Origin of the sequence: Qipengyuania sp. JC766 (assembly GCF_040717445.1) — a bacterium.
Taxonomy (GTDB): Bacteria; Pseudomonadota; Alphaproteobacteria; order Sphingomonadales; family Sphingomonadaceae; genus JC766.
In genome coordinates this window covers 2,532,583-2,558,105 of the sequence record NZ_JBFEFL010000001.1, presented here as the reverse complement: position 1 = coordinate 2,558,105, position 25,523 = coordinate 2,532,583, and the positions used below count along the sequence as shown (strand labels likewise).

31 protein-coding genes are annotated in these 25,523 nt (G+C 66.7%); 8 read left to right on the top strand and 23 right to left on the bottom strand.

What is annotated here, in order from left to right; genetic code table 11:
- Nucleotides 1–22 precede the first annotated feature (22 nt).
- Nucleotides 23–622, bottom strand: coding sequence for an outer membrane beta-barrel protein (locus tag AB1K63_RS12330; protein ID WP_366960469.1), 600 nt, complete (start codon nt 620–622; stop codon nt 23–25).
- Between the two features lie 157 nt (nt 623–779).
- The gene (locus AB1K63_RS12325) at nt 780–3,041 is read right to left on the bottom strand and encodes an NADP-dependent malic enzyme (RefSeq protein WP_366960468.1); all 2,262 of its coding nucleotides are present in this window, start codon (nt 3,039–3,041) and stop codon (nt 780–782) included.
- A 167-nt stretch (nt 3,042–3,208) separates the two neighbouring features.
- On the opposite strand from AB1K63_RS12325, the gene mutS reads away from it, so the two are divergent.
- Nucleotides 3,209–5,812, top strand: a complete 2,604-nt coding sequence (mutS, locus tag AB1K63_RS12320; RefSeq protein WP_366960722.1) for a DNA mismatch repair protein MutS — start codon at nt 3,209–3,211, stop codon at nt 5,810–5,812.
- Between the two features lie 23 nt (nt 5,813–5,835).
- Nucleotides 5,836–6,276 (top strand): hypothetical protein, encoded by a 441-nt coding sequence (locus AB1K63_RS12315; protein ID WP_366960467.1) that lies wholly within the window; start codon nt 5,836–5,838, stop codon nt 6,274–6,276.
- A gap of 53 nt (nt 6,277–6,329) precedes the next feature.
- On the opposite strand, the gene AB1K63_RS12310 is transcribed toward AB1K63_RS12315, so the two are convergent.
- From AB1K63_RS12310 to gluQRS, 5 genes are all read right to left on the bottom strand, one after another.
- Nucleotides 6,330–6,671, bottom strand: a complete 342-nt coding sequence (locus tag AB1K63_RS12310) for a hypothetical protein (RefSeq protein ID WP_366960466.1) — start codon at nt 6,669–6,671, stop codon at nt 6,330–6,332.
- Between the two features lie 64 nt (nt 6,672–6,735).
- Complete coding sequence (locus AB1K63_RS12305) at nt 6,736–7,605, bottom strand: 3-hydroxyacyl-CoA dehydrogenase NAD-binding domain-containing protein (protein WP_366960465.1); 870 nt, start codon at nt 7,603–7,605, stop codon at nt 6,736–6,738.
- A gap of 70 nt (nt 7,606–7,675) precedes the next feature.
- Complete coding sequence (locus AB1K63_RS12300) at nt 7,676–8,257, bottom strand: cob(I)yrinic acid a,c-diamide adenosyltransferase (RefSeq protein ID WP_366960464.1); 582 nt, start codon at nt 8,255–8,257, stop codon at nt 7,676–7,678.
- A gap of 37 nt (nt 8,258–8,294) precedes the next feature.
- Nucleotides 8,295–8,531, bottom strand: a complete 237-nt coding sequence (locus tag AB1K63_RS12295; RefSeq protein WP_366960463.1) for a hypothetical protein — start codon at nt 8,529–8,531, stop codon at nt 8,295–8,297.
- A 12-nt stretch (nt 8,532–8,543) separates the two neighbouring features.
- Nucleotides 8,544–9,374 (bottom strand): tRNA glutamyl-Q(34) synthetase GluQRS, encoded by an 831-nt coding sequence (gene gluQRS, locus AB1K63_RS12290; RefSeq protein ID WP_366960462.1) that lies wholly within the window; start codon nt 9,372–9,374, stop codon nt 8,544–8,546.
- A gap of 134 nt (nt 9,375–9,508) precedes the next feature.
- Between gluQRS and AB1K63_RS12285 the strand changes: the two genes are divergently transcribed.
- The 3 genes from AB1K63_RS12285 (at nt 9,509) to AB1K63_RS12275 (ending at nt 11,095) form a co-directional block, all read left to right on the top strand.
- Nucleotides 9,509–10,117, top strand: coding sequence for an HNH endonuclease (locus AB1K63_RS12285; RefSeq protein WP_366960461.1), 609 nt, complete (start codon nt 9,509–9,511; stop codon nt 10,115–10,117).
- 75 nt (nt 10,118–10,192) lie between these two features.
- The gene (locus AB1K63_RS12280; protein WP_366960460.1) at nt 10,193–10,711 is read left to right on the top strand and encodes a hypothetical protein; all 519 of its coding nucleotides are present in this window, start codon (nt 10,193–10,195) and stop codon (nt 10,709–10,711) included.
- 90 nt (nt 10,712–10,801) lie between these two features.
- Nucleotides 10,802–11,095 (top strand): hypothetical protein, encoded by a 294-nt coding sequence (locus tag AB1K63_RS12275; RefSeq protein ID WP_366960458.1) that lies wholly within the window; start codon nt 10,802–10,804, stop codon nt 11,093–11,095.
- Nucleotides 11,096–11,122: 27 nt separating this feature from the next.
- On the opposite strand, the gene kynU is transcribed toward AB1K63_RS12275, so the two are convergent.
- From kynU to dksA, 7 genes are all read right to left on the bottom strand, one after another.
- A complete protein-coding gene (gene kynU, locus AB1K63_RS12270) occupies nt 11,123–12,346 on the bottom strand; it encodes a kynureninase (protein WP_366960720.1) in 1,224 nt (407 codons plus the stop codon).
- 5 nt (nt 12,347–12,351) lie between these two features.
- Nucleotides 12,352–12,993, bottom strand: coding sequence for an arylformamidase (gene kynB / locus AB1K63_RS12265; protein WP_366960456.1), 642 nt, complete (start codon nt 12,991–12,993; stop codon nt 12,352–12,354).
- Nucleotides 12,990–13,781, bottom strand: coding sequence for a tryptophan 2,3-dioxygenase family protein (locus AB1K63_RS12260; RefSeq protein WP_366960455.1), 792 nt, complete (start codon nt 13,779–13,781; stop codon nt 12,990–12,992). The genes kynB and AB1K63_RS12260 overlap by 4 nt, the downstream gene beginning before the upstream one ends.
- 36 nt (nt 13,782–13,817) lie before the next feature.
- Nucleotides 13,818–14,207 carry a DUF4112 domain-containing protein gene (locus AB1K63_RS12255; protein ID WP_366960719.1) on the bottom strand — a complete coding sequence of 130 codons (390 nt, stop codon included), beginning with the start codon at nt 14,205–14,207 and terminating at the stop codon, nt 13,818–13,820.
- A 70-nt stretch (nt 14,208–14,277) separates the two neighbouring features.
- Nucleotides 14,278–15,741, bottom strand: a complete 1,464-nt coding sequence (locus AB1K63_RS12250) for an ABC transporter substrate-binding protein (RefSeq protein WP_366960453.1) — start codon at nt 15,739–15,741, stop codon at nt 14,278–14,280.
- A gap of 56 nt (nt 15,742–15,797) precedes the next feature.
- Nucleotides 15,798–16,175, bottom strand: a complete 378-nt coding sequence (locus tag AB1K63_RS12245; protein WP_366960452.1) for a PilZ domain-containing protein — start codon at nt 16,173–16,175, stop codon at nt 15,798–15,800.
- Between the two features lie 116 nt (nt 16,176–16,291).
- Nucleotides 16,292–16,747, bottom strand: a complete 456-nt coding sequence (dksA, locus tag AB1K63_RS12240) for an RNA polymerase-binding protein DksA (protein ID WP_366960451.1) — start codon at nt 16,745–16,747, stop codon at nt 16,292–16,294.
- Nucleotides 16,748–16,979: 232 nt separating this feature from the next.
- On the opposite strand from dksA, the gene AB1K63_RS12235 reads away from it, so the two are divergent.
- Nucleotides 16,980–17,309, top strand: a complete 330-nt coding sequence (locus tag AB1K63_RS12235; RefSeq protein ID WP_366960450.1) for a hypothetical protein — start codon at nt 16,980–16,982, stop codon at nt 17,307–17,309.
- Here AB1K63_RS12235 and AB1K63_RS12230 read toward each other — a convergent pair.
- Genes AB1K63_RS12230 through AB1K63_RS12215 form a run of 4 tightly spaced genes read right to left on the bottom strand, consistent with a single transcriptional unit; the run spans nt 17,306 to nt 19,827 of the window.
- Nucleotides 17,306–18,466, bottom strand: coding sequence for a GNAT family N-acetyltransferase (locus tag AB1K63_RS12230; RefSeq protein ID WP_366960449.1), 1,161 nt, complete (start codon nt 18,464–18,466; stop codon nt 17,306–17,308). The two genes, AB1K63_RS12235 and AB1K63_RS12230, sit on opposite strands and share 4 nt — an antisense overlap.
- On the bottom strand, nt 18,459–18,920 hold the full coding sequence (locus AB1K63_RS12225; RefSeq protein ID WP_366960447.1) for a RidA family protein: 462 nt from the start codon (nt 18,918–18,920) through the stop codon (nt 18,459–18,461). Before AB1K63_RS12225 ends, AB1K63_RS12230 begins: the two co-directional genes overlap by 8 nt.
- Complete coding sequence (locus AB1K63_RS12220) at nt 18,917–19,573, bottom strand: HAD family hydrolase (protein ID WP_366960446.1); 657 nt, start codon at nt 19,571–19,573, stop codon at nt 18,917–18,919. Before AB1K63_RS12220 ends, AB1K63_RS12225 begins: the two co-directional genes overlap by 4 nt.
- Nucleotides 19,570–19,827 (bottom strand): DUF3572 domain-containing protein, encoded by a 258-nt coding sequence (locus tag AB1K63_RS12215; protein ID WP_366960445.1) that lies wholly within the window; start codon nt 19,825–19,827, stop codon nt 19,570–19,572. Before AB1K63_RS12215 ends, AB1K63_RS12220 begins: the two co-directional genes overlap by 4 nt.
- A gap of 97 nt (nt 19,828–19,924) precedes the next feature.
- Here AB1K63_RS12215 and AB1K63_RS12210 point away from each other — a divergent pair, with 97 nt between their 5' ends.
- Together AB1K63_RS12210 and AB1K63_RS12205 are read left to right on the top strand one after the other, a co-directional pair.
- On the top strand, nt 19,925–20,290 hold the full coding sequence (locus AB1K63_RS12210; RefSeq protein WP_366960444.1) for a response regulator: 366 nt from the start codon (nt 19,925–19,927) through the stop codon (nt 20,288–20,290).
- Nucleotides 20,291–20,393: 103 nt separating this feature from the next.
- Nucleotides 20,394–20,801, top strand: coding sequence for a lysozyme inhibitor LprI family protein (locus AB1K63_RS12205; protein WP_366960443.1), 408 nt, complete (start codon nt 20,394–20,396; stop codon nt 20,799–20,801).
- A 23-nt stretch (nt 20,802–20,824) separates the two neighbouring features.
- On the opposite strand, the gene AB1K63_RS12200 is transcribed toward AB1K63_RS12205, so the two are convergent.
- From AB1K63_RS12200 to AB1K63_RS12180, 5 genes are all read right to left on the bottom strand, one after another.
- Nucleotides 20,825–21,046 (bottom strand): hypothetical protein, encoded by a 222-nt coding sequence (locus tag AB1K63_RS12200; RefSeq protein WP_366960442.1) that lies wholly within the window; start codon nt 21,044–21,046, stop codon nt 20,825–20,827.
- 100 nt (nt 21,047–21,146) lie between these two features.
- Complete coding sequence (locus tag AB1K63_RS12195) at nt 21,147–21,359, bottom strand: cold-shock protein (RefSeq protein WP_278327859.1); 213 nt, start codon at nt 21,357–21,359, stop codon at nt 21,147–21,149.
- Between the two features lie 210 nt (nt 21,360–21,569).
- Complete coding sequence (locus AB1K63_RS12190; RefSeq protein WP_366960441.1) at nt 21,570–22,958, bottom strand: PepSY domain-containing protein; 1,389 nt, start codon at nt 22,956–22,958, stop codon at nt 21,570–21,572.
- 10 nt (nt 22,959–22,968) lie between these two features.
- Nucleotides 22,969–24,984, bottom strand: a complete 2,016-nt coding sequence (locus AB1K63_RS12185) for a TonB-dependent receptor (RefSeq protein WP_366960440.1) — start codon at nt 24,982–24,984, stop codon at nt 22,969–22,971.
- A gap of 81 nt (nt 24,985–25,065) precedes the next feature.
- Complete coding sequence (locus tag AB1K63_RS12180; RefSeq protein ID WP_366960439.1) at nt 25,066–25,473, bottom strand: DUF2946 family protein; 408 nt, start codon at nt 25,471–25,473, stop codon at nt 25,066–25,068.
- Nucleotides 25,474–25,523 lie beyond the last annotated feature (50 nt).

Below are 25,523 nucleotides of genomic sequence, written 5' to 3'. Positions count from 1 at the left end.
AGTTCGCTTTCGGAACGATTGCTCAGAAGCGCAGGCCGACGCCGGCGACCACCTGGTCCGTCTTCGCATCGCCGAAACCGTCGATGCCAAGATCGTTATATTCCGAGCGCCGATATTCCAGCCGCCCTTCGAGCGGGCCCGGAAGCGCGACCTGGAGCCCGCCGCCGAAGCGGAAGCCGTCGGTATTCTCTTCCAGATCGTCGAGCGAGCCGGCTTCGGTAAAGGCGCTGGTGTCGAGCGCGGTGTATCCGGCCTTGCCGTAGATCGCGATTCCGGGCGTCACCGCGAAGCCAACGCGCGCACCGATATAGTACTGGCCGTCCGTCTCGAGCCCTTCGCGGGCGCCTGCGAAGCTGGACGGGAACTCGGTCGAGCCGGAACTGGCGGAATACTCGCCTTCCACGCCGACGAACCCGCCGCCGAGCGACAGGTCGTAGCCGGCCGTGATGCCGTAAACCGCGGAATCGGCATCGGCCGTTTCCGATCCGTCGCTCGCTTCCACGTCGATGCCCTCGTACCCGCCAATGACGCCCACATGGAGGCCGCCCGGCGCGGACTGGGCCATGGCCGGGGTGGCAAATGCCGCGCCTCCCACGGCGGCTGCGATCGTCAGTTTTTTCATGTCATGTCCTTTTTCTGTCCGGGCCCGGACCTGTCGTCCGATCCGTATCCGGCCCGATCCCTGCCCCACGATGCGCGCGATGCGGCCCGTCCGATTGCATGGCGATGAACCGGCAGTGCCGGGTGCGACGAAGCGCGGGGAAAACCGGTCGGGCGACCTAGCCGACCATCCCCGCGCTCGCGAGCACCGCGAGGGTCAGCACATCGGGCGCATTGGCCGTCATCGGGGCGATCTGCACCGGCTTTTCCATGCCGATCAGCATCGGACCGATCGTGGCGTCCCCGCCCAGTTCGCGCAGCAGCTTGGCCGACAGGTTGGCCGATTGCAGGCCCGGCATGATCAGGACATTGGCAGGCCCCGACAGGCGGCTGAAGGGATACAACTCCATCACCTTGGTGTTGAGCGCGGCATCGGGCGCCATCTCGCCCTCGTATTCGAAATTGGTCTCCTGCTCGTCCAGGATGGCGACCGCGTCGCGGATGTTTTCCAGCCACTTGCCCGACGGATTGCCGAAGGTCGAATAGGACAGGAACGCCACGCGCGGTTCGTGGCCCATGCGCCGCGCCACGGCGGCGGTTTCGCGCGCGATATGAGCGAGTTCGGCAGAAGTCGGCCGCTCGTTGATCGTCGTGTCGGCAAGGAACGTGGTGTGGTTCTTGCCGATCATCATGTGGATGCCGAAGGGCACCGCATCGGGCTTCGGCTCGAGCACCCGGTTCACCTCGCGCGCGGTCTGCGCGAAGGGGCGCGTCAGGCCCGTGATCATCGCATCGCCATGGCCAAGCGCCACCAGCAGGGCGGCGAAGACGTTGCGTTCCTGATTCACCATGCGCGACACGTCACGCTCGGTGTATCCCTTGCGTTGCAGCCGCTTGTAGAGGAACTCGTTCATCTGTGGAACGAGATCGGAATCGTTGGAATTCTGGATCTCGAAGCTGCCCGGATCCGACACGCCGAGCTGGTGCAGCTTGTCCGCAACGGCCTTGGTACGGCCGACCAGGATCGGCTTGCCGTACCCGAAATCGCGATACTGGATCGCCGCGCGCAGGACCACGTCCTCTTCCGCCTCGGCGAATACCATGCGCTTGGGGTTGGCCTTGGCCTGTTCGTACACGCCGGTCAGCACCGAAGTGGTCGGGTTGAGGCGCGCCTTCAGCGACAGGCGGTACTGGTCGAAATCCTCGATCGGGGCCTTGGCGACGCCCGAATCCATCGCCGCCTTCGCCACGGCGGAAGAAACCACCTCGATCAGGCGCGGATCGAACGGCGCGGGGATGATGTAGTCGCGGCCGAACTTGTGCCGCTTGCCGTAGGCGACGGCCACTTCCTCGGGCACGCGTTCGCGCGCGAGTTCCGCGATCGCGTGGGCCGCCGCGACCTTCATTTCCTCGTTGATGCTCGTCGCCTGGACGTCGAGCGCGCCGCGGAAGATGAAGGGGAAGCCCAGCACGTTGTTGACCTGGTTGGGATAGTCGCTGCGCCCGGTGGCGATGATCGCGTCGGGGCGCACGGCCTTGGCATCGTCCGGCCAGATTTCCGGAGTCGGGTTGGCCATGGCGAAGATGATCGGCTGCGGCTTCATCTTGGCGACCCATTCGGGCTTCAGCGCGCCGGCCGCGGACAGGCCGAGGAAGATGTCGGCGCCGTCCAGCGCCTCTTCCAGCGTGCGCGCGTCGGTTTCCACCGCATGCGCGCTCTTCCACTGGTCCACGTCCTCGCGCCCGGGATAGATCGGGCCGGAACGGTCGCACACGATGACGTTCTCGTGCGGCACGCCGACCGACTTGATGAGGGCGGTACAGGCCAGCGCGGACGCGCCCGCGCCGTTCACCACCATCTTGCAATCCTTGAGCTCGCGCCCGGTCAGCTTGCAGGCATTGATCAGGCCGGCAGCGGAAATGATCGCGGTTCCGTGCTGGTCGTCATGCATGACAGGGATGTTCATCCGGTCGCGCAGGGCCTGCTCGATGATGAAACATTCGGGTGCTGCGATGTCTTCTAGGTTGATGCCGCCGAAGCTCGGCTCCATCAGCGCGACGGCGTTGATAAAGGCTTCCGGATCTTCCGTATCGAGTTCGAGATCGATCGAGTCCACGTCGGCGAACCGCTTGAACAGCACCGCCTTGCCTTCCATCACCGGCTTGGACGCGAGCGCACCCAGATTGCCGAGCCCCAGGATCGCGGTCCCGTTGGAAATCACCGCCACCAGGTTGGAGCGTCCGGTATAGCGCGCGGCATTGGCGGGATCTTCCGCGATCGCTTCCACCGGCGCGGCGACGCCGGGCGAATAGGCGAGGCTGAGGTCGCGCTGGGTCGCCATCGGCTTGCTGGCCACGATCTCGATCTTACCGGGCCGGATCGCCTCGTGGTAATAGAGCGCCTCGCGCGTGGTGAAACCGCGTTGGGGTTCGTCGGCCATGCCGGTCATTTCCTTTGTTTCGCGTCTGCCTGATCGCGTCCGGCCCAGCGCTTAGCGAAGCCGTAGCGGCAGCACTAGGGAAAAGCCGGGGCCTTCCCTTCCCGAATCGGCCGGGGGGCGCTTAGGCAGGCCGGATGCCCGGCACCGATCCGACCGCTGCGACCCCGATGATGCGCCAGTACCAGGCGCTGAAGGCGGAGGCGCAGGATTGCCTGCTGTTCTATCGCATGGGCGATTTCTTCGAACTGTTCTTCGAGGATGCGAGGATCGCGGCGAGCGTCCTCGATATCGCGCTCACCACCCGTGGCGAGCATGGCGGGGAACCGGTGCCGATGTGCGGCGTGCCGGTGCACGCGGCGGAAAGCTACCTCGCGCGCCTCATCCGTGCGGGCTGCCGGGTCGCGATCGCCGAGCAGGTCGAAACGCCGGACGAGGCGAAGGTCCGCGCCAAGGCGGAAGGCTCGCCCGTTTCCAAGGCGCTGGTAAAGCGGGATATCGTCCGGTTCGTCACGGCGGGCACGCTGACGGAAGACGCGCTTCTCGAACCGCGCCGCGCGAACATGCTGGCGGCGGTATGCGAGGTGCGCGGCACCATCGGGATCGCCGCCTGCGACATATCGACAGGGCGCATGGAGCTGGAAAGCGCCGAACCGGGCCAGATGGCGGCCGCGCTCGCACGATTGGGCGCCAGCGAACTGGTCGCGCCGGAAGACTGGGACTTGGCGCCGCCCGACGCGATCGGGCGGCCGCGCCAGTCCTTTTCCAGCGAGGAGGGCGAACGCCAGCTGAAGGCGATCCACGGCGTCGCGACGCTCGACGGGTTCGGCCAGTTCGACCGGGCCATGCTGGCCGCCGCCGGGGGCCTGATCGCCTATCTGGAGCATGCCGGCCGCGGGACGATGCCATTGCTGCTGCCACCTGTCGCGCGCGACGGGTCCGGCCTGATGGCGATGGACGAGGCGACACGCACCAGCCTGGAAATCCTGACGGCGCAGGGCGGCGGCCGGGCGGGCAGCCTGCTGGACGCGGTCGATCGCTGCGTCACGGGACCGGGCGCGCGCATGCTGGCGCAGGACCTTGCCGCCCCGCTGTTCGATGCCGGCCGGATCCGCGAGAGGCTGTCGCTGGTGCGCCGGTTCCAGGGCGACCCGCTGTTGCGTGCCGACTTGCGCGAAATCATGCGCAAGCTGCCCGATATCGGCCGCGCGCTCGGCCGGATCGTGGCGGGACGCGGCAGTCCGCGCGACTGCGGGCAGGTGCGCGACGGGCTGGGCGAAGCGCGCCGGATCGGCGAGATGCTGGAACGGCAGGAGGACCGGCCGGCCATGCTCGATGCGCTGCTGCCGCGCCTGTCGGGCCATGGCGCGCTGGTAGACCTGCTGGAACGCGCGCTGGTCCCTTCCCCGCCGACCGAACGGCAGAACGGCGGCTTCATCGCGGAAGGTTTCGACGCGGCGCTGGACGAGCTGCGCATGGTGTCGGGCAATGCGCGCCGCGCCATTGCCGCATTGGAAAGCCGCTATCGCGACGATACGGGGATCGCCTCGCTCAAGATCAAGCATAACGGCGTGCTGGGCTATTTCATCGAGGTGCCGAGCCGGCACGGCGACGCGCTGATGGCGCCCGAAAGCGGCTTCACCCATCGCCAGACGATGAAGGGCGCGGTGCGCTTCAACTCGTTGCAATTGCACGAGGAAGCGAGCCGCATCGGGGAGGCCGGGGGGCGCGCCATCCATGCCGAGGATACGCATTTCGAAATGCTGGTCGGGGAAATTTCCGCACGGCGCGAGGCGATTGCCGCGACGGCGGACGCGCTGGCCCGGATCGATGTCGCCGCCGGACAAGCGGAGCGCGCGGTCGAGGGCGACTGGTGCCTGCCCGATATCGTGGACGAGGCCTGCCTCGAGATCGAGGCCGGACGCCATCCGGTGGTGGAAGCCGCGCTGACGCGGGCCGGGGAACGGTTCGTGGCGAACGATTGCACTCTCGGCCCGCAGGACCGGCTGTGGCTGATCGGCGGGCCGAACATGGGCGGCAAGTCCACCTTCCTGCGCCAGAACGCGCTGATCGTGCTGCTGGCGCAGGCCGGCTGCTTCGTGCCGGCGAAACGCGCGCGGATCGGGTTGGTGGACCGCCTGTTCAGCCGGGTCGGCGCGTCGGACAATCTCGCCCGCGGGCGCTCCACCTTCATGGTCGAAATGGTCGAGACCGCGGCGATCCTGGCGCAGGCGGGGGAGCGCAGCTTCGTCATCCTGGACGAGGTCGGGCGCGGGACGAGCACCTATGACGGCCTCGCCCTCGCCTGGGCGGTGGTGGAAGCGGTGCACGAGACCAATCGCTGTCGCTGTCTGTTCGCGAGCCACTACCACGAGCTCTCCCGCCTTGCGGACAGCTGCGATGCGCTGTCGCTCCACCACGTCCGGGCGCGGGAGTGGAAGGGCGACCTGGTGCTGCTGCACGAGCTGGCGCGGGGGCCGGCGGATCGTAGTTACGGGCTGGCCGTGGCGCGGCTTGCCGGGGTGTCTCCGCAGGTCGTGAAGCGGGCGCGGCAGGTGCTCGACAAGCTGGAAAAGGGGCGCGCGGAGACGGGCGGGCTGGCCGCGGGGCTTGGCGACCTGCCGCTGTTTTCCGCCGCGCTGCAGGCCGAGGAGGCGGAGCAGGATGCGCTGCGCGATGCGATTGAAGCGCTCGATATCGACGCATTCAGCCCGCGCGAGGCGCTGGACGAACTCTACCGCCTGAAGGCGCTCGCGTCGAAAACCGCATCTTAACCCTGACCGCGTAAAAAGGCGGCATGGCTAACGATCTTTCTTCCATGAAATGGGGCGCGCTCGGCGTCGCGGTACTGGTGGTCGTCGGAGTCGCGATTGCCTTCGACGGCGGTTCGGACGCGAATGGCGACGATGTCGCGATCGAGGAAGTCGCCCCGCCGCGCGTGGCGACGTCCAACAGCCAGTCCGGAACGCCGTCTGGCGACATCCCGGACAGCTGGTTCGGCGAAGGGGACGAGGCCGGCGGCGAAAGCGGTGACGCGGTGCAGGAAGTGCCCAGCGTGATCGACGACAGCGAGGTCTCCACCGAAGGCTACGATCCCACGCCGATGCAGGAAGCCCCGGCGATCCAGGGCCCCGACGAGGGCGAGATCGTCAGCGTGCAGCCGCGCCGCAGCGATCCCGGACCGGACGGTCTGGTCGCGCCCGCCGGGCCCGACACTTTCCGCCTGCCCGGGGACTGAGCTTCAGGGTCGCAGAATTGGGCTGACCGGCGCGAACCGCGGGTCACGCAATGTCAGGTGCCGTCGCCGCGCAGGCCGTCCGGCTTGTGTTCCTTGCCGTACTTGTCGACATTGTCGTCGTGGTTCGGCTCGCCCTTGTAGGCGTCCATGTCCACCCGGCCGGAACTTTCCATGTCGCGCATGTGATCGACCACGTCCTGCGTCGAATCGTTCATCAGGCCGCTCTTGTTGGGGCCCTTCTCGCTTTCGGTCGGACTACCGGTCGCCACGGTCGTGGAGCGCGCTTCCTTAGTGACTTCCTGCGCCTGGTTGCGGTGATCGTCCTGCTCGTCATTGTGGGTTTCGGGGGCCAGCTTCGCCTGGCGGGCTTCCTGGTTTTCCGGCTTGGTCGTCATCGGGGTATCTCCTTTGCCCCACCAACGGACCGCACCGGACCTGCGTTCCCCGACCGCGCGGCCCTCACCGCGTGGGAACAGGTTCCTCGCCCGAATAATCGTAGAAGCCCTTGCCCGTCTTGCGGCCCAGCCAGCCGGCTTCGACATATTTCACCAGCAGCGGCGCGGGCCGGTACTTCGTGTCGCCGGTCGTGTCGTGCAGCACGCGGATGATGTCGAGGCAGGTATCGAGCCCCACGAAATCGGCCAGCTGCAGCGGCCCCATCGGGTGGTTGAGGCCAAGGCGGCAGCCCTTGTCGATATCCTCGATGCTGGCGGTGGACTGGCCCAGCACGAACACCGCCTCGTTGATCATCGGCAGCAGGATGCGGTTGACCACGAAGCCGGGCTCGTCCTGGCTCAGCACCACTTCCTTGCCCAGCCGCTGGGCAAAGGCGATCGTGCGGTCGGTGGTGTCCTGCGCGGTGGCGAGGCCGGGAATGACCTCGATCAGCTTCATGACCGGCACCGGGTTGAAGAAATGCAGCCCGATGAAGCGCGCGGCATCGGGCGCGTAATTGGCCATGCGGGTGATCGGGATGGAGCTGGTGTTGGACGCCATGACGGCATTCGCGCCCAGCACCTTGCCCGCCTTTTCGAAGATCGCCTGCTTGACGGCTTCCTTCTCGGTCGCCGCCTCGATGATGAGGTCCGCCGCGTCCATTGGCGCGTAATCGGCCACCGGCTCGATACGGGCGAGCGTCGCCTCCGCATCGGCGATCTCGATCTTGCCCTTGCCGACCAGGCGGCCCAGCGCGCTGTCGATCTTCGCGTGCGCAGCCTTCGCCGTGGCGAGGTCCACATCGGCCAGCAGCACGCGCATTCCGTGCGCCGCAACCGTCTGCGCGATGCCCGAACCCATCTGGCCCGCACCGATTACCGCTACCGTATCCATCCCGTATTCCTTCGCACTTGCAGCAAAGCAGGCCGGTTAGCCTGTAGGACGGTGCGTGGCCAGAGCCTTCCTAGCGATTGGCGCCCGGCACCCAGTTCACGTCCGACTTGCCGGCATCGTTGAGGATGCGGGCGAGCACGAAGAGGAAGTCCGAGAGGCGATTGATGTATCGCAGCGCCGCCGGGTTCACCGGCACTTCCTGCGCCAGCGCGATGATGCTGCGCTCCGCGCGCCGGACGGATGCGCGCGCCACGTGCAGCCGCGCCGCCGCCTCGCGCCCGCCGGGCAGCACGAAGCTGGTCAGCGGCTCCAGCTTCTCGTTCATCGTGTCGATCGCGGTTTCCAGCGCCTGCGTCTGGCTGTCGACCATGCGCAGCGTCATTTCGTCGGGTTCGAAATCGGTCCCGTCGCCCTTGCCCGGCGTCGCCAGGTCCGCGCCGAGATCGAACAGGTCGTTCTGCACCCGGCGCACCGCGTCCTCGTATTTTTCCCCGAACAGCGACACCGCCGCCATGCCGAGCGCGCTGTTCGCCTCGTCCACCGCGCCGATCGCCTCGATCCGGGCGGAGTTCTTGCCCGTGCGCGATCCGTCGACGAGGCCCGTCGTGCCGTCGTCCCCGGTGCGGGTGTATATCTTGTTGAGCTTTACCATGCGGTCCCCCGACGCTTGCTCCGGAATGCCAGCCGGATCAGTTGCCGCCGGCGAACATCAGGATGACCGCCACGACCACCACGGCCAGCGCCTGGTACTTGATGCGCGCGAACATGGCCTTGTTCTGCATCAGCTGCATGTCGGTTGCGGTATCGCCTTCCCCCGTCTCCAGGTCGATCCGCGTGGTCTTCAGGAACGCGATGATCCCGCGCACCAGCGAAACCACGACCATTATGGACAGGATGACGAGAATGGGGATGAGGATATAGTTCATGATGCGTCCTACCTAGGCATTCTCCAGCGCAATTCCATCCGGAAAACGGTGCAAGCGCAGTTGTGCCGCAAGCAAGCGTCCATCCTCCCCGCCCTCGCGCCGGTCCGCCAGCGATGGCGAGCCGCGCCGCTTGGCGAGCTTGCGTCCCTCCGCATCCAGCAGCACCGGATGGTGGTACCAGCGCGGCACGGGCAGGTCCAGCAGCGCCTGCAGCACGCGGTGTATGTGGGTGGCGGCGAACAGGTCGCGCCCGCGCGTCACCAGCGTCACCCCGTCCGCCGCATCGTCCAGCGTGGCGGCGAGATGGTAGCTCGCTGGCTCGTCCTTGCGCACGATCACCACGTCGCCCGCCTCGCGCGGATCGCCCGCTTGCACGCCGGCCAGCACGTCGTGCCATTCGAGCGGCCCCGTATCCGCCATCGCCCGGTCGATATCGAGCCGCAGCGCGGCGGGCTTCGCCGGATCGAGAGCCTGCCCCTTGCAGGTGCCGGGATAGACCATCCCCTGCGATCCCAGCCGCGGCTCCAGCGCCTCGATCTCGGCCCGCGTGCAGGTACACGGATAGAGGTATCCGCGGCGCAGCAGGTCGTTCGCGGCCTCGCGGTAGCTGTCCAGACGCGTCGATTGCGCGGGCACCTCGTCCCATTCCAGCCCCAGCCATTTCAGGTCGCGGCGGAAGGCATCGGCCAGTTCCGGGCGGCTGCGCGTGCCGTCGATATCCTCGATCCGCAGCAGGAACCTGCCGCCCGCCTCGCGCGCCAGGTCGTGCGCCCGGATCGCCGAAAAGGCGTGCCCCAGGTGGAGCGGGCCGTTGGGGCTGGGGGCGAAGCGGGTGACGGTCATGGTCGCAGCCAGCCCTGATAATGCGCCCGCGATCCGGGACAAGCCTGTGGAAAGCCTGTCTGTAACAGGCTTGACGCTTTTTGTTGCAAGTGCATTTTCAAGTCGATCAGGAGGGACACACGTGTCGAGTCTCCATGTTTAGGGCCGACCTGCTCGAACGGGCTGCGCGGTTCCGCAGTGCCGACGAAGATCCGACGCGCAACTTGCAGTCGTGCCCTTCGCTCGTGCTCAATGCGGACTTCACGCCGCTGTCCTATTATCCGCTCAGCGTCTGGCCCTGGCAGACCGCGATCAAGGCGATCTTCCTCGACCGGGTGGACGTGATCGCCACCTACGAGCGGGAGGTCCATTCCCCCTCGCTCGACATGAAGATCCCGAGCGTCATCGCGCTCAAGCAATATGTCCGGCCGAGCGAATTTCCCGCCTTCACGCGCTTCAACCTGTTCCTGCGCGACCGGTTCAGCTGCCAGTTCTGCGGCGACATGAACAATCTGACCTTCGACCACGTGATCCCGCGCCGGATGGGCGGCAAGACCACGTGGGAGAACATCGCCACCGCCTGTGCGCCGTGCAACATGAAGAAGGGCGGCCGCACGCCCAAACAGGCCGGGATGCGCCTCTACAACGAGCCGATCCGGCCGACGCACTGGCAGTTGCAGCAGCACGGCAAGATGTTCCCACCCAACTACCTCCACGAAACCTGGCGCGACTGGCTGTACTGGGACATCGAACTGGAAGAGTAGCGGCGCGTAGTACGTCATTGCGGATTTGTTGACGAATACCGCCTAAATTGGCCCCGGTTTTACTTGGGGGCAAAGATGTTCGAGTGGTTCAAGCGCGGCGTCGCGCCGGAAGGGCCGGTGGCGATCGAACGGGCTGCCACGATCGGGTGTCCGGCGGAGGAGCTTTACGCGCTTCTCGACTGGGCCGATCCGCGCAACGCGAAACGCGCCCTCGGCAATCTGGTCGAGGCGGACCCGCTGGACCCCGACCATTTCGTGGCGGTCATCCACCAGATGCCCGACCTGCGCTTCGACCTGGTGGTCACCCATGCGGAGCCGCACCGGCGTTACGCCTTCGACTGCGTGATCGACCCGCTGCAGGGCCGCCTGCTGACCTCGCACGAGGACTATCGCATCGAACCGCGCGGAGAGGATGCCTGCACCCTCACCCTGCTCCTGACCGCGCATTTGCGCCCGGGCCTGCCGACGCGCATCTACGAGCAAGAATTCACGATGCTCTCCATGGCCCACGACAATGCCGTGGCAAAGCTGAAGCTGCATGCCGAACATGGCGTGGAGGCGGTGCGCGAGATGGAGCGCCAGCAGTTCGGGTGAGGGTGAGGGATGCGGTGTTGGGGCTTTGTGTAGGGGGTCCGCTTACGACCCCGTTGCGGACAATACTGCGTTGGTTCAAAGTTATGTTCGATGGACATTGAGAAACTGCTTCTGACTATCGAAGGCCCGTTCGCTATCGGTCTGGCGGCTGGCCTGCTTGTCGGCTTGCTCATTCGTAAGCCCAAGCTAGGGTGCCTCATCTTACTGGCCGTGCCGGTGGCAATGATTTGCTTCATTAGCTGGTGGCAAGGCGAAAATCCGGAAAACCTGCGGTCAACGAGCGGGCTCGACTTCTTTTTCGGGGCGCTCTGGCCGAGTTTGGGGGCAATCGCGGGTTATTACGCCGGAAGATGGTTTAGGTCGTTTGTCGACAATCGCGGCTAATGTCCGCAACCCACCTAATAGCGGTCGCTACGTCACCGCCGCCCGTTCCTGAAACCGCGGCTCCTTCCATTCACCGCTTGCCAGCACTTCGGCGAGGTGGCGCGCGGTTTCGGCCATGTCCGCGAAGCGCAGGTAGGCGGGTGCGAAGCCGAGGCGCAGGATGTCGGGCGCGCGGAAGTCTCCGATAACGCCGCGGGCGATCAGCGCCTGGCACAGGGCGTATGCGTCCGGGTGGCGGAAGCTGAGCTGGCTGCCGCGCCGGTCGGGATCGTCGGGGCTCACGAGGTCGAGGTCCACGTCCGTTTCGGCCAGGCACTCGCGCAGGAATTCGCCCAGCGCCTGCGACTTGGCCCACAGCCGCTCCACGCCGATCTCCGCGGCGAGATCCACGCCCACTTCCAGCGCGGCCACGCTCAGGATCGGGGCCGTGCCGCACAGCAGGCGGTCGACACCGGGCGCCGGTGCGTAATCGTCCTGGAACTCGAAGGGCCTTGCGTGGCCCATCCAGCCCGAAAGCGGTTGCTGCAGGTCCGCATGGTGGCGCTGCGCCACGAAAGCATAGGCCGGCGCTCCGGGCCCGCCGTTCAGGTACTTGTAGCCGCAACCGACCGCGAAATCCGCGCCGCATTCGTTCAGCGCGACCGGCATCGCGCCGCCGGTATGCGACAGGTCCCACAGCACCAGTGCGCCCGCATCGTGCGCGGCCTTCGTCAGGGCCGACATGTCGTACCGGGCGCCGGTCTTGTAGTGGACGTGGGTCAGCAGCAGCAGCGCGACATCCTCGTCCAGCGCGCCGGCGATGGCCTCGCGGTCCGCCAGACGCTGCGTGGCGAGGCCCTGCTTCTCCAGCCCTTGGATCATGTAGAGGTCGGTCGGGAAATTGCCCGGCTCGCTCAGGATCACCTTGCGCCCGGCGTTCTTCTGCATGGCGAGCGCGGCGGAGATCAGCTTGAACAGGTTCACCGACACGCTGTCGGCCACGATCACCTCGTGCGGCTGCGCGCCCACCAGCGGCGCGATCTTGCCGCCGACTCGCTGCGGCAGCCCGATCCAGTCGGCGGTATTCCAGCTCCGGATGAGGTCGCGCCCCCATTCCTCCCGCACCACCTGCTCCAGCCGGGCCGGCGTCGCCTTGGGCAGCGCGCCGAGCGAATTGCCGTCGAGGTAGATCACCCCCTCGGGCAGGTCGAACCGGTCGCGATAGTGGGCGAGCGGGTCCGCCACATCGCGCTCGCGCGCGCGTTCCAGCATGTCCGTCACGGCAGGTCCCGCAGGATGGCGCGGCACAGTCCCGCATCGCCGCCCGCCACCTTGAGCGGCAGAGCGATCAGTTCGTAGCGCCCTTCCGGCACGTCATCGAGGACCAGCCCTTCGAGGATGCGCATGTCGTGCTCCAGCACGGCGAGATGCGCGGCCATGGTCTTGCTGTCCTGCGGATCGACTGAGGGCGCGTCCGTCCCGACCAGCTTCACGCCCTGCAAAGCGAGCCATTCGATCGTCTCGGCCGCGATCGGCAACCAGTCGCTTCGCCAGCCGTCGTGCGGGAATGTGTCCCACTGGCGGAACAGGACGCGGTCAACGCTGTCTAGGTGCGGCAGGTCCGCCACGTCGATTTCCCCGGTCACGCCGCGCGCGTCCACCACCAGGCATTCGCCGATATAGGGGTCGATTGCCATCGTCGCGGCATCGGCGCCGTCCTCGGCATAATGCAGCGGCGCGTCCGCATGCGTGCCCGAATGGGTCGACATGGTCATCCGGCCGACATTGACCGGCGATCCCTCGTCCATGCGCCAGGTCCGCTCGAAGGCGAATTCGGTATCGCCCGGCCAGACGGGCAGGTCCGGACGCAGCACCTGCGAAATGTCCCGGATGCGCCGCTTGGATCGCCAGTCGGTCATATCGCGGTCCTCACGCTCAGCAGCTCGGGGAAGAACACCTGCTTCAGCACGCCCTCCAGATAGGGCACGCCGGCCGTCCCGCCGGTGCCTTTCTTGAAGCCGATGATGCGTTCCACCGTCTTGAGGTGGCCGAAGCGCCAGCGCTGGAAATGGTATTCGAGGTCGACCAGCTTTTCCGCCAGCTCGTAGAGGTCCCAGTGTTCCTGCGGGTTGCGGTAGATGTCCGCCCAGGCGTCCTGCACCGCGTCGTTCTCGGTCCATTCGGCCTGCTTGTCGCGGGTGAGGACCTCGTCGGGAATGGCAAAGCCGCGCCGGTCGAGCAGGCGCATGGTCTCGTCGTACAGGCTCGGCCGGTCCAGTTCGGCGCGCAGGGCCTCGGCCACTTCGGGCGTCGCCTCGTGCATGGTGACCATGTCCGGATTACGTCCGCCCAACAGGAATTCCATCAGGCGGTACTGCGCGCTCTGGAAGCCGCTGGAATTGCCCAAATGCGGGCGCACGGTGGAATAGTCGTGCGGTGTCATCGTGCTCAGCACGTCCCAGCTCTGGATCAGCTGCCCCTGTGCACGCGCCACGCGGGCGAGGTGCTTGAACGCCGGGCGCAGCGTGTCTGCCGCGATGTCCTGCCGCGCGGCCTGCAATTCGTGCAGGCAGAGCTTCAGCCACAGCTCGCTCGCCTGGTGGACGATGATGAACAGCATCTCGTCATGCGCGTCCGAAACCGGGTGCTGCGCCGACAGGATGCGGTCGAGATCGAGATAGGATGAGTAGGTGACGTCCTTCGCCATGGACGTGGCCCTAGCGCGGAATAGCGGGCGGCGAAACTACTGGTCTATGGTGCGCTGCGCCGGGTGGTGCTTGTCGAGGTGCTTGCGCACGATCCGCAAATTGCGCGTGTTGGACCGGAAGAAGAAGTCCGCCGCATCGCCCACCACGGGGATCGCGCCGATCAGCGTGTCGAACCCGACATTGCCGGCCATGCGCATCAGGTGCCATTTGCCCATGCCGAGGTTCTTCGCTTCCCACACGATGTACGCGCCCATGGCCGCCGTGATCAGGTCGCCCACCACCGGCACCAGCCCGACGATGGAATCGAGCCCGACCGGCGCATTGACGCCCGGAATACGGAAACTGCGTTCCAGCAGGTGCTCCATCGCCTCGATCCGGCGGCGCACGGAAGCGGGATCGGACCCGACTGGGAAATCGAGACCCATCTTTTCGGGGCGCTTGCTGCCGGTCAGCGGTTCCGGGCGGACGGGATCGGTCATCGTGTCTCCTCCCCGCCTACATGGGTCGCTGGGACATCGCGAACAAGTCGTGCCGGCCGGTCGCATTGGCGACGAAGGCGGTGAACCCGCCGCGCACCAGCGACCAGCGGACCGGCGCGCCGAGCGGGATGTAGATGTTTTCCGCCAGCAGCGTTTCCTCGGCATCGCGCATGACGGCTTCCCGCGCGGCATTGTCGCGCGTCTCCAGCGCCTCTTCCACCAGCGTGTCCGCTTCGGGCGAACAGATGCCGGAGCGGGTGGTGCAGTTGAACTGGTTCAGGAACCAGCGCCGGTCGGGATAGCGCGCGACGCGGTCGATCAGGACCAAGTCCGCATCCTCGCGCGCGTCCACCGGCACCAGCGCCACGCCGATCGCCGCCATGTCGCGCGCCAGACTGGAGAAGATGCTTTCCGCACCCGGACCGTCGGGCAGCAGGATGCGCAGGTTCGCTTCCCCGTTGCCGTCCCCGTCGCGCCAGGCGGCGATGCGGCTGCGCGCCTCGCTGATGCGCTGCTCCATGGTCAGGCCCGCCCATCGCTCCGCCAGCGGCGCGCCGTCCGGGCCGACCGGGTTGTCGCCGGGCACCAGCCGGGTGGAGGATTGCCAGCCGTCGAGGTTGAAGCCTTCCATCAGCGTGGACCGGTTTATCGCCATTGCCAGCGCCTCGCGCTCCAGCGGCCCTTTCAGCAGCCCTTCGTCGTTGAGCACGCGCAGGCCGAACAGGCCGGTGACCGGCTCCAGCCGGATGGTGCCGGTCGACAGCGGGCCGAGATCGGCCAGCGGCAGGCTGGTGATCTGCCCGTCCAGTACCAGGTCGAACTCCCCTTCCTGGAAAGCGGCGATCGCGGCTTCGGCACCCAGCAGACGGGCACTGACCGGGCGCACCGTTTCCGCCCAGTCCTCTATCGCCGGAAATCCGCGCAGTTCCGGCGGGACCGGTTGCAGAATGGCTTCATCGCCATCCGCCTGCGCTTCCATCGGACCGGGCAGCTTCCCGTTCTGGCGCAGCGCGAGTTCCGGCTGGGCCAGCAATTGCAGGAAGGCGGGCATGGGATGCTTCAGCCGGATTTCGATCACGCGCCCGGTCATGGCGCGGATCTCGTCGATGACGTCGAGATCGTGACCGAGCGAAGTCCCGTCCAGCGCGGCGATGGCGGCATTCATCTCGTCCCGCACGTCTTCTGCCGACAGCGCTTCCCCGCCCGTCAGGTCCACGTCGCGCAGGCGGAAGATGTAGCTCATCCCGCCGTCGGTGACGATCCAGCGTTCGGCGAGAGCAGGCACGATATCGCCCTGCGTTTCGTACCGGACCAGCCCGTCCGCCGTCGCGGCGCGCAGATATTGCTGGGGGACGGACAGGCGCAGCCCTTCGGCGCGAATATCGCCTTCCCCGATGATCGCGACGTCCGCGATGTCGCTGTCGCCGCCCGAACAGGCGGCGAGGCACAGGAGCAGGAAGGATGCGAACAGCCGGACCACGCGACCGGGCTAGCAGGATGCGCGGGCGAGGTCAGCGGGCAAGTTTGCGCCGCAGGTCAGATTTTGCGGATGTTGCCCGTACTGCGTTCGCCGACCTTGTCGAACGCCTTGATGTTGCGCGTCCAGCGGGGCGGCTCGAACTGCTCGCCCCGGTCTGCGGCGCGCGGCGCCTTGTGGTCGATCTCGTTGGCGAAGGCGATGCCGAAACGGTCATCCTGGACCCAGGCGACGCTCCCTTCGACCCAGCCGACATTGCGCAGGTTCACGGCCAGCTGGGCACCGCGCTGCACGCGCAGATCGCCTTCCGCCATCATCCCGCCGGCGGACAGGTTGCGCACGCGCACCTTGGCCCCTTCCGCCGCGTCGCGCAGGCGGACCTCGGCCATCAGGAACAGGCTGTCTCTGGGAATGTGACGGGTTTCGACGCCGGCCATTATGGAAAGATCGTCCCTTGTTTTCGTGTCGTATCGCGACCTTGATACAGCGATCTTCCTACCGCCTTCCTGCCTAACGAAGCTTTAAGCAGAACCGGCAAAAAGCCGCCGTCCGGTCAGTCGTCGCGCGAAATCTTCTCGCGCCGCTCGTGGGCGGACTGGGCCTCCACCGTCATGGTGGCGACGGGCCGTGCGATCAGGCGGCGCAGGCCGATGGGATCGCCGGTCACTTCGCAGTAGCCGTATTCGCCCGCGTCGATCCGGCGCAGGGCCGCGTCGATCTTGGTGATCAGCTTGCGCTGGCGGTCGCGGGTGCGCAGTTCGATGCCCCAGTCCGTCTCGCTCGATGCGCGGTCATTGAGGTCGGGTTCGCGGATCGGGCCATCCTGCAGCGACTGGAGCGTCTGGCTGGCGGCATTGTGGATCGACCGCTTCCATTCCAGCAGCAGCATCCGGAAGTAGTCCTGCTGCGTGGCGTTCATGTACTCTTCGTCGTCCGAAGGAACGTAGGATTCCTCCAGCGAAGCGCGGGCCTTTTCAAGCCTTTCCTGATCGTGCGCCGTGCTCGCCATTGCGCCCTCAAACCCTCTCTACCCGTTTGCGCAAAAGCGCGACCGAGGTTCCGGGCGCGCCTATAGAAAGGGCGCCCACCCGGCACAAGCGGCAATCCGGACACGGTGGTCCGAACCCGCGCATTTGCGTCGCCCGGGCTTTTTTCCTCCCCGATGTTAACCTTTTATTGACCATGAAAGCGGAAGCATCGGGCCATGGACGGCAGGGGGCCGTTCGAACGGGGGAAATACGATGCAACTCACACCTGTCACGGGCGGCCAGGCCGTCCAGTTGCCCAAGGACCAGTCCAGCCTGCTGATCGCCAGTTGCCTTGCCGCGGCGCTCCAGGGCGACAGCAGCGCCTACTACGATCTCGGCGTCGCCTATTCGACCGGCAGCCACGGTGCGCCGTGCGACATGATCGAAGCGCACAAGTGGTTCAACCTTGCCGCCGCGCAGGGGCACGAGGAAGCGACCTGGTGCCGCGCCGACATTTCGGACGAGATGACCGCCCGCGAAATCGCCGAAGCGCAGCGCCGCGCGCGCGAATGGCTGGCACAGGACGCGATGCGCGCCGCCTAGCCCTTCCTGAAAGGGGTGCGTTCGGCCAGGAAGTTCCGGTCCATCGCCACCCCGGCGCGTTCGCGCTCGAGAAAATCGGCGATCGCTTCGCGAAAGCCGGAATCCGCGATCCAGTGCGCGGACCAAGTCTGGACCGGTTCGTACCCACGGGCGAGCTTGTGTCCACCCTGTGCGCCCGCTTCCACGCGCGACAGGCCGCGTTCGATGGCGATGTCGATCGCCTGGTAGTAACACAGTTCAAAATGCAGGAAGCGCACGTCGCGCGTGCAGCCCCAGTACCGGCCGTACAGCGCATCCTCGCCCACGAAGTTGAGCGCGCCCGCAACCGGCTCCCCGTCCTGGCTGGCGAGGACCAGCACGATGCGGTCACCCATGCGTTCGCCCAGCAGGTCGAACGCCTCCCGCGTCAGATAGGGCGTACCCCATTTGCGCGCGCCGGTGTCCTGGTAGAATTCCCAGAACGCGTCCCAGTGTTCGGGACGCAGATCGGCGCCGGTCAGACGCTCTATCCGCACCTGTTCCTGCGCGGCGGCGCGTTCCTTGCGCACCGCTTTGCGCTTGCGCGACGCGAGATCGGCCAGGAAACCTTCGAAATCGTCGTAGCCGCGATTGGTCCAGTGGAACTGGATATCCGACCGCGGCAGCCAGCCCGCCTGCTCGAACAGCGGCAATTGCGCAGGCTCGATGAAATTGGCGTGCGCGCCGGAAAAGCCGTTCTGGGCGCAGACCTTCATCGCGGCCTGCAGCAGCGGGGCGGCGTAGCGTTCCTCGCGCACCAGCACCCGCGGGCCGGTAGCCGGGGTAAATGGCGCAGCGATCAGCAGCTTGGGATAGTATTCGCCCCCTGCCCGCTCATACGCGTCGGCCCAGGCATGGTCGAAGACGTATTCGCCCTGGCTGTGCCCCTTGAGATAGCTGGGGAGTGCGCCGACCAGCGTCCCGTCCTCTTCCAGCAGGATCGGTGCGGCCTGCCAGCCCGAGCGCGGCCCGACGCTGCCCGAATCCTCGAGCGCGGTCAGGAAATCGTGGGAGACGAACGGATTGCCCGCGCCCCCACCGCCGATCCCGGCCAGCGCGTCCCAGTCCGCTTTCGGGACCGCACCGACCGATCCGGCGAGCTTCGCCGTGAATTGGGGTTCTGCAGGTCCGTCAGTCACCGTCGATGGCGATGATCGCGTCCACTTCCACCGCCGCACCCAGCGGCAGCACCGCGACGCCGACGGCGCTGCGCGAATGGCGGCCGAGTTCGCCGAACACGTCGAACATCAGTTCGGACGCGCCGTTGGCGACCTTCGCCTGGTCGGTGAAATCGGGGGTCGAATTGACGAAGACGCCCAGCTTGACCACGCGTCGCACCTTGTCGAGCGGGATGCGCGCCTCGCGCAACTGCGCCAGGATCATCAGGCCGCAGGCACGCGCGGCTTCCTGCCCACGCTCCAGCGAAACGTCGTCGCCCAGCCGTCCGGTTACCAGCTGACCGTCCACGAAGGGCAACTGGCCCGACAGGTGGACCAGCCCGTCATGCACCGTCACGGGCTTGTAGCTGGCGACGGGCGCGGCGGCTTCCGGCAGGACAATTCCGAGTTCGGTCAGGCGGGCGTCGATGCTCATGCGGCTTCCTTTTCGTCTGCGAGTTGGTCGAGTATCCAGGGCAACGCCTCGTCCCAGCGGTCGATCCGCGCGTGGGCGTGGCCCGCTTCCTTGCCGCATTGTATGTGCGGCGCGATTTCCGGTTCCCCGCACATGTGCAGGCGGATGACCTGGGGCACTTCCTGTGCAGCCGAACCGTGGTGCTGGGCAAGATCGTCGATGAAGATCGCCTTGGTCGGCGCGTGATCCTCGATGATCTTCGCGATCGCCGGGCCCTTGGGCCCCTGGTTGGTGTAGACTTCCACGTCGATCCCGTGGGCGCGCAGCTGCTGCGCGCGCCGGTCACGCCGGTTATCGAGAAGGTTGGTCAGGATCACGACTTCCGCATGGTTGGCAATCTCGGCGATCGCGTCCACCGCGCCCTCAATCGGGTCCTGCCGGTCCATCTCGGTATCGAAGAAGAGGTTCAGGAGGCGCCACATGTCCTTCTGCGCGACGGGCTCGCCAGTTTGGGTCCAGTGCATCGCCTCGCTGAAATCGGGCTTGCCCAGGATGAAGGTCACGCCCTGCGTTTCCGCCAGCCAGTCCCGGAAATGCGGGACCATGCGCAGCAGGACCTCGTCGCAGTCGCAGATCACCAGCGGTCGGGGCGCGGAAGCGGCGGGTTCGGTCATCGGGACAATATCCTTTGCGCATCGACCAGCGTGGCGGGATCGGTGCCGAGGTGCTCCGCCGCGCCCAGAAGGTCGGGTTCGTGATTGACGAGGAATTCGAGCACCGCCGCCAATGTCCCGCGCTCTCCGATCGCGGCGCGCAAGCCGTCGGGCGTCATGCCGGTCAGCGACAGCAGCCGTTCCGCCCTGTCGTCGTCCGACAGGATCCAGCCGAGCGCGCCCAGCGCCAGGGCCTCGGCCGTGTCGGCAGTCACCTGGGCAGGTTTCGATTGGGATTGGCGGTCTGTGAGAATTGTCTCGTTCCTTGTCGGGCTCTAGGTATGGGCCGAGAGCCGGAATGGAAGGGTGCCAGTGGCAAAGCGCATACTCGTTGTCGAGGACAACGATCTCAACCGCAAACTGTTCTGCGAGGTGCTGAAGGCGAACGGTTTCGAGACCGAACCGGTGGCCGACGGGGAACTGGCGCTGAATGCGGCCCGCGCCTTCGCCCCTGACCTCGCCATTATGGACATCCAGCTGCCCAACATCTCCGGCCTCGACCTGATCGCCGCCTTCCGCAAGGATGCCAGCCTGTCGGACGTGCCGATCCTGGCGGTCACCGCTTATGCCGGACGCGGCGACGAAGAACGCATCCGCGAAGCGGGCGCGGCGAACTACCTGAGCAAGCCGGTCAGCATCGGCCCCTTCATGGCCGCGGTGCGCGCCTTGGTGGACTAGGCTGCGAGCTCCTTTTGCAGCGGCAACCGTTAAGGATGCGCACGCTAGGATTGCTAGCCGCCGGATCTTGAGTCCGGCGCACGACCGAGATGGAGAATTTCAGATGGTCCGGACGTTTGTTGCGGTTTCCTTCGCCTGTGGCGCCCTGTGCTTTGCAGGGTCCGCTGGCGCGCAGCACATGAACGCGGACGGCCCCTGTCCCGATGCGACCTCGACAGTGGAAATGGCGAACTGCTTCTCAGCCGCGCTGGAAGATGCCGACGCCGAATTGAACGCGACCTACAAGACGCTGATGTCCGCGCTGGACGACGAGGAAAAAGCGGCCTTGCGCGCGGCGCAGCGGGCCTGGATCACCTATCGCGACCGGGCGTGCGAGGCGGAAGCCCTGCCCTATCGCGGCGGTTCGGCGCGCGGCGTGGTGCAGCTGGCCTGTCTCGAGGCGGCCACGCGGGAGCGCACGGCGTTCATGCGACGTGGCTTGTGGTGGCAGGTGGAAAAGGCCGAAGGATAGGCTGCCGCAGGGGCAGCTTAAATTCAGGTCGCGGCCGGATCGCCTGCCTCGGCCTCGCGGACCGATTCCTTCACCCGCGCGGTGCGGGCGCGTTCTTCGGCGACCTGCTGCGCCTGGTCGGCGAGGGCGCGCCAGGTCTTTTCGGCCCGCAGGTTCTTGTCCCGCACGTTCTGGAGCGAGGCCTCCCCGGCGGCATCTGCCGCTTCGCGCGCACGCGCATCGTAGAATTCGAATGTCTGGCTCATCGGTCGGCCTTTCGTGGGACGCAGCGGGGAAACTCGGGTGCCCCGCCCCCACGCGCGGCCATCGACCGGCGCGCGGGGGACGGAGTCGTTTTCGAACCAATCAGTCGGCTGCCGAAAGGTTGACGGCGCTCGCCTTGCCGTTGCGGCCCGTTTCGACTTCGTAGTTCAGGCGCTGGTCCTTATCGAGCGTCTGCATCCCGGCCGCCTGCACGGCGGTGATGTGAACGAAGCTGTCGTCCGAACCGTCGTCGGGCTGGATGAAGCCGTAGCCCTTGTCGGCGTTGAAGAATTTTACCGTTCCGGTCTTGCTCATGGTGGTTCCTTTCAAGAACGCGAGAGGTTGCCGCCCCGCGACATGCGGGCCGGTCGTGCGTCAAATCGTCCGATGAAAGGAAGTCGTCGTCCAAGTTGCGCCCCGCTCCTGCCGCCATGGGCGGAAAGGTCGCGGCGTTCGTCAAAAGCCGAAGTCCGTCGCAAATTTCGACGTCAGCGAGGGGGGCCTATCACAGGCACCCCCCGGACCCTAACCTTTAATCGGCGAAACGGGCTCCCCGCCCCGCCGGACGAGCCGGTAAAGCCGGTCGCAGACCCACAGCACAACCAGAGAGGCGCCGAACAGCGGCAGCAGGACTGCCATGACCAGCATGATCGCCAGCAGGGCCGGCCCGGCGCGCGATCGTCCGGGCGCCGGGGCACCCAGCCGCCCCGCGGGGCGGCGCTTCAGCCACATCAGCGTACCGACGACCGAAAGGCCGATCAGCGCCAGCGCCGTCAGCAGGCCCACGATCTGGTTGACGATGCCGAACAGCTGCCCCTCGTGCCAGGCGATCCCGTAATTGATCGCCCGGTCGATCGGGTGCTTGTCCGCAAAGCCGGTGCGCGACAGCTCGTCGCCGCTGACGGGATCGTAGGTGACGGTGCGCATCAGCGGACGGTTCTGCGCTTCCGACTTGACCGTCCAGACATCGCCCGTGGGCGGACCGAAACGCTGGGGCGCATTGGGCGGCAGGACCAGCACCGGAAACGCCATGGCTTCTGCTTGCGCCGCAGCAACGTAATGCGACAGCGGCAGCGGATCGCCGGACGTGGCGGCATCCGTTCCCCCTTCCATCGGCATGTCCCCGTGATCGTGCCCTTCGTGCGCACGGGCGGCGGAGATGATCCAGCCCGTGTCCGCCTCGGTTACCTTTGGCGCGTCGGCGCCCGATCCGATCTTCCAGTCCTGCGGCCCGTCGACCAGTCCAAGCTCCGTCCGCGCCCACTTGAAAGCGCTGCCCCAGGTCCCGGCCCAGGGCAGGCCGCTGGCCAGCATCGCCAGAACCAGCCCGGCGATCCAGAAGCCCGTGACCCGGTGCAGGTCCTTCAGCAAGGGCCGCCCCTTGAGCGACAGCCGCGGATAGAGCGTACCGCCCGCGCGGAAGGGCCGCGGCCACCACAGGTAAAGCCCGGTCAGGATCATCACGATGGTCCAGCTGGCGACCAGCTCCACCAGCCGGTCTCCCCAGTCGCCCAACATCAGCGACCCGTGGAAATCGGCCACCACGGTGGAAATCCGCTCCGCCGGGTCGATCGCACCCAGCACTTCCCCCTGCGGGGACACGAACACGTCCGCCAGGCCGCCCTGCGGCAGCCCCACCTGCACCACCGCAGCATCGCCCGGATGCTCGGGCAGGCGGTAATGGTTGAAGACCGCGTCGGGATAGGCGGCCCTGACCGCCTCCAGCTGGCGATCGGCCGACACCGCGCCGTCGAGCGAGAGGCCCCGATAATCGCGCTCCTCCCACCGGTCTATCTGCGGCTTGAAGAGGTAGATCGATCCCGTGATCGAGAGGATCAGCACGAAGGGCAGCACGAACAGGCCGGCATAGAAATGCCAGCGCCAGATCGTGCGGTAAGTCGCGGTATCGGCCATCCTGCTGCTCCTAGAACCGGGCGCGCACGCCGCCGAACACGGCGCGACGTTCCACGGGGTAGAAGATCACCGACGCGGGAGACGCGGTGATGGCGGCACTGATATCGCCCACCGCCTTTTCGTCCAGCAGGTTACGCGCATCGAGGAACAGGTCGATCCCCGGCGCGACGCCCGCTCCTACGGTGACGCCGACCAGCGCATAGCCATCCGTCTTCAGCGTATTGCTGTAATCCGCCCAGGCGCCGTCCGGCACCCATTCGACATTGGGCGCGACATGCAGCGCATCGGTCCCCAGCCGCACCTCGCCGCGATAGACGTGTTCCGGCACCACCGGCAGGCGGTTGTCGCCATATTGCGCGTCGTCCCGGAAACGGAAATCGCTGTACTGATAGACCTGCCGCACGCGCAGCCAGTCCGTCAGGTCCAGCGTCAGCGCCGCCTCGATCCCCTGGTGCAGCGTCTCGTCCGCGTTGAAGGTCGATGCGGGGATGTCCGGTCCGACATTGAACTGCAGCAGTTCACCCTCGATCTCGGCCCGGTAGGCGGCGAAGTCCCATTCCGCGATACCGATCCGGCCGCGTGCGCCCACTTCCGCCGTCCAGGCGATCTGGAGATCGAGGTTCACGAAACTGGCGACCTGCGCCAGCTCCACGAAGCCGGGAAATTCGACGGATCGGCTGTAATTGGCGAAGAACTGCACATCGGGTCCCGGTTCGAACAGGACGCCCAGCTTGGGCGAGAAGGCGTCGAAACCCGCTTCACCCGTAACGTCCGTCGCGCCGCCGGCAAAGCTGTTGAAGGTCTGCCGCTGCCGCCGCATCCCGTCGGCGTAGATGCCGCCTGCGATCAGTTGCAGCTGCTCCACGGGGCGCAAGCGCGCCTCGGCATAGAGGTTGGCCGTGCGCGCCTCCTGCTCGGCATCGAAGGTCTTCGCGCCGCGTTCCCCGTCGATATTGACGAACCGCTTGGAGTTCACGTCACCGAAGCGCGCCTCCCCGCCCAGCGTCAGTTCGAACGGGCCGCTGGCGTAATCGAAGCGGGCATAGACGCCGCGGTCGATCGATTCCTGGTCCACCACCTGGAAGATCGGATGGTAGAGCGACTTCGCATTGACGAAGACGCCCGCATCCAGCTGCCCGCCGTCGAAACTGAAGCGCGTGCGGTTCTGCAGGCGGATCGAATCGATGTCGCGCGCCTGATCGCCCGCAAAATTGCCGGTTTCGGGCGCGGTCAGGACGGTGGCGAGGTCCAGCGACCCGGGGATTTCCTGGTCGATCCGGTTCACGCTGGCATAGCTGCGGTTCTCGATATTGTCCGCGATTTGGATGCCGACATTGCCGTGAAAGCGCAGGCTTTCGCGCTTCGCATGCTGCCGGTCGCCGTCGGAACTGTCGTAGCTGACCGCTGCCCACGCGTCGCCCGGGCCGCCCTGCGCGCCATAGGACACGAGCCCGCGATAGGTGTCGAAGCTGCCCGCATCACCGCGCAGGTATAGGCCCGGTGCGGTTTCCCCTGTCGGCGTGACGCCATTGACCGCCCCGCCCAGCGTGCCCGATCCGAAACGCAGCGCATTGGCGCCGCGATAGACCTCAAGATAGTCGAAGAAGATCGGCTCCAGCTCCTGGAAATCGCCATTGTCGTCCGCCAGGTTGATCGGCACGCCGTCCTGCAAGAGGGTCAGGCCGCGCATGTGGAAGCCGCGCGACAGGCCCGATCCGCGGATCGATATGCGCACCTCCTGGCCGTAACGCGGCTGCAGGTAGACGCCGGGCGAATAGGCCAGCGCATCGCGCAGGGAGACGAGCGACTTGTCGGCATAGTCCACGTAAGTGACGACGTCGGTGCCGCCCGGCGTGGCGTCGGCGCGCTCCTCCGCCTCGTCGGAGGAGCGGCTGCCGGTCACGATAATCGTCCGGTCTTCGGGATCTGCCGCGGCATCTGCGGCGGCGCTCTCGGCCTCCTCAGCTAAGGCGGGTGCGGCACAGGCGAACAGCGCCGTGCCGAGGGCAAGGGTGGAAATCTTCATGGGGTATTCTCCGCATGCGCGGCGGCCGACCGGCCGGTCGGCGCAGCGCGCAATGATCTGACTTGAAGGGTTTTTACGGTGTCAGATCGCGGCCGGGGGCGCGCGCAGCGGCGGGCGCAGGTAACGGCCGAGGGAGAAGGAAGGGGAGACCAGCGGTGCGAGGCCGAGCAGCACCATCGCCGCCAGCGCGATTCCCACGAACACCGGCGGGGTTCCGCCCAGCGCCGACATGGAGAGGCCGGAAAAGGCGCATTTCGCGTCCTTCGCCGCATCGTTCTCGGGTGCGGGGGCGGGCTTGCCCGGTACGGTGATGTAGGTTTTCGCGAGGGGTCCGGTGTGCCCGTTGCAGACCTTGACCTCTATCAGCCGGTCCGGCGTCGGCGCGACCATGAAGCCCGACGGGACGGCAGCGCGCACCAGCACCGCCAGCAGCAGGACCGCGATCCACAAGGGGGCATGATTGCCGAAAGTCCGGCGCAAGGGCTGCATCGCGGTGTCGGCCCTACGCCGCTCCCGCCCGGCTGTCAGCAGCTTTTCCG